Annotated in this window: 2 protein-coding genes and 1 pseudogene; 2 read left to right on the forward strand and 1 reads right to left on the reverse strand. The window is 60.7% G+C overall.

Going from position 1 to position 3143, the window contains the following annotated elements:
- Nucleotides 1-157 precede the first annotated feature (157 nt).
- A complete protein-coding gene (locus tag AAIS01_RS25595; protein ID WP_343471258.1) occupies nt 158-1639 on the forward strand; it encodes a methyl-accepting chemotaxis protein in 1482 nt (493 codons plus the stop codon).
- Between the two features lie 292 nt (nt 1640-1931).
- Nucleotides 1932-2150 (forward strand): annotated as a pseudogene (locus AAIS01_RS25600) (terminase); the annotation flags it as partial.
- 8 nt (nt 2151-2158) lie between these two features.
- Here AAIS01_RS25600 and AAIS01_RS25605 read toward each other — a convergent pair.
- Nucleotides 2159-2956 (reverse strand): acyl-CoA thioesterase, encoded by a 798-nt coding sequence (locus tag AAIS01_RS25605; protein ID WP_186658960.1) that lies wholly within the window; start codon nt 2954-2956, stop codon nt 2159-2161.
- Nucleotides 2957-3143 lie beyond the last annotated feature (187 nt).

Consider the following 3143-nt stretch of genomic DNA (forward strand, 5'->3'; position numbering starts at 1 on the left):
CGCACATGTATGAACTGATCCACCGCATTCGCGAGCAAGCCCGCTCCCACAGGGGATAGACGTTGTCTGTTGACCCATATCAACACCCCAGGCCTTGAGTAGCGGCACAATAATGGCACCTTGCCAAAACTGTTTCCGCTATCAGAGAAGACCTTCCATGGGTGCCTGGCTTAGCAACATCTCACTGAAATACAAATTCTGGGCGGTCAATGCGGTCGCCTTTGTCACAACCTTGCTGCTCGTCCTCTACGCGGTGCAGCTTGAGCAACAGGCGCGCAACCAGGCGGCCCAGACGAACGCTCAGGCCCTGGCGCGCTTGCTCAATACCTGGCCTGCCGGGCAGCCATCGCCCAAGGCCGATCACCTGCTGGCATTCCAGCGCGGCCAGATCCCCATGTTCAACGATCAATCATTACCCTCATTGGCAGAGGCAGACGGCTGGATAGCGCTCTCGGCCAGCCCCCTGTTGGGCGACAATCCACTGCTGGGCGCCGAAGTGATCCGTGCCGGTGAAGGCCAACGACTCGCCGTGCTGGCCCAAGGCGCAAGCCTGAGTCAGGTATTCAGGGAACGCTTCAGCCAATACGCCGTGGCGGTGTTCGTGCTGATGCTGGCCATGCTGGGCGCGTCGCAGCTGCTGATCCGGTTTCTGCTCAGCCAGCTCAACACCCTGAAGGATGTGATGCTGCACGTAGAGAAAACCGGTGACCTGTCCGCCCGCGTACCCTTGGCCTGCAAGGACGAAGTGGGCCAGATGGCGGCGGCGTTCAACGCCATGCAAGCCGGCTATCAACGTGTGGTTGACACCGTTGCCAGCACCGCCCGGCAACTGGACAGCGGTGCTGCACGCCTGGCATCGAGCATGAACGATGTTCGCCAGGGCATGCTCGGCCAGCAAAGCGAAACCGATCAGGCGGCCACGGCGATCAACGAGATGTCTGCCACGGTTTATCACATCGCCCAACATGCCGGCGCTACCCGAGACCTGTCGAAAACCGCCGACACCCTGGCCGGCAATGGTCGCGAAGTGGTCAGCCGCGTACAACAGTCGATCACCGGGCTGTCCAGCGGTGTGCAGCAGACCGCCGAAATGATCCAGCGCCTGGCCGAGGACAGCCAGAAGATCAACAGCGTGGTCAGTGTGATCCATAGCATCGCCGAACAAACCAATCTTCTGGCCCTCAACGCGGCCATTGAGGCGGCACGAGCCGGGGAAATGGGGCGGGGGTTTGCGGTGGTGGCCGACGAAGTACGCAACCTGGCCAAGCGCGTACAAACCTCCACGGATGAAATCACCGCCATGGTGTCGGCCTTGCAGGCCGGAACCCGGGACGCGGTGGACTTCATGCAGGAAAGCTCCTACAAGGCCGACGAGTGCGTGCAACAGGCTTGCGAAGCCGGCGAGGCGCTGGCGCAGATTACCGGAGCGGTGGCGCAGATGCGCGAGAGCAACACCCAGATCGCTGTGGCGGCCGAACAGCAAAGTCAGGTTGCCGAGGAAATGAACCGGGCGGTCGTGAGTATTCGTGACGTCACTGAAAATACCGTGCGTCAGACGGTGGACTCGGCCACCACCAGCCATGAGCTGGCGACATTGGCCGGTGAGTTGAACAAGGCGATCGGGCAGCTCAGGCTTTAGGGCCCCGCAGCCCGTTGAGCTGCCTGGGTAGAACGCTTGCGGCCTGGGGTTTATCTGTGGGAGCAAGGCTTGCCCGCGATGAAAACGATGTGGTTTCCCTGGGGAACGAGGCGCCTGGATCGCGGGCAAGCCTTGCTCCCACAGCGGGGATAAATCTCCTGCCCATAAAAAAGCAGTCCGTCGGTGAAAGGCTATGGCCACCTATCACGTCGATAGCCAACCGCGATTCGTCGCGCTGCCCTGCTGGGCTTACGCTTGGGTTATTCGGTTAGCGAACTCAAGGATCAGCATCATGGGCAAACGTCACCCCCACTTCCCGGCCTGGCAATGGCGCACCTGCCTTGACCATCATGGTCACCCGAGCAATCCAGTGTTGCACCAGATTGCCGTACCGCTGTTCATTGTCGCGTTTTTGCTGATGGTATCGGGGGTGTTCAGCCTGAGCCTGGCCAATGTCGCCATCGGCTCTCTCGGCATGATTGCCGCACTCGTGTTGCAGTGCCACGGTCATGAAGCGCCTTAGCCGAAAATTGTCACCGTTTGCCGGCTCATGGCGATCAAGCGACCATCAGCGCTCCAGAACCTGGCGGCGACATGGCCGTAGCCGTCCTGGGCATGCTCGATCTCGGCCAGGTATTTACACCAGTCCAAGGTCGTGAGTTCCAGCAGTGGCTGGACGAATTCAATGGTCCAAGTGAGCGTACTGCCCGGTGCCATTTGAGTGAGATGGGGTAGCAGCGCCGGAGGCCAGGCATCGACCAATGCCAGGATGTGCCCCTCGTTCAGCGGCTCCTCTTTGACATCACCACGCAAGCGCACCCAGCCCCCCATGCTGCGGGATTTGTTGCCCGTAAACGGCAGGCCACCGACACTCCAGCACAGCGCCAGGTGACGCATGAATTCCGGTGTACCGCCCTTGATGTAGGGCAGTTCCTGGCATTGCTCCACGCTTTTGAACTCAGGCGCGGGGTCGGCCTGGACCGCCACCACGGAGGAGCGCGAGGCGCCGAAGCTGCCTTGTACCACGGTCACTACCTGACCGTTCTGTACCGCTCGCCCCAATACCTGGCTGACCGCCTTGCCTTCACGCAATACGTCGACTTCGAAACTGACGGGCACGTCGGCCTCTACCGGCCCGACGAAGGTAATCGCCAGCGAACGCACCGGGCGATCCGCCGGAACCCGCGCACGCATCGCTTCATATTGCAGTGCCGCCACCAGCCCGCCAAAACTGGCGCGCCCCTGACCCCATTCAGGCGCAATAGTCACAGCCTCTGGCTGACGGCGCACGGCATCGATCAAATCGGAAAAGCGCATGACAACCTCAAAAACATGGGAAAAAGATGCAGGAATCTTAACCAGCCCAGACGGGTGGCACAGCGCTCATTCTGGCCAAAGAGACTGGCAGAAAAGCCGCAAACCTTGAATCTCCCCCACAATCCAAGGGTTATGTGGCAAACAAAGATCCAATGTGGGAGCGGGCTTGCTCGCGAATGCGGTGGGT

The sequence above is a fragment of the Pseudomonas halotolerans genome (assembly GCF_039581215.1).
GTDB lineage: Bacteria > Pseudomonadota > Gammaproteobacteria > Pseudomonadales > Pseudomonadaceae > Aquipseudomonas > Aquipseudomonas tehranensis.

Coding starts and splice junctions, on each gene's coding strand:
- AAIS01_RS25595 (WP_343471258.1), top strand. CDS start 158: ATGGGTGCCTGGCTTAGCAACATCTCACTGAAATACAAATTCTGGGCG.
- AAIS01_RS25605 (WP_186658960.1), bottom strand. CDS start 2,956: ATGCGCTTTTCCGATTTGATCGATGCCGTGCGCCGTCAGCCAGAGGCT.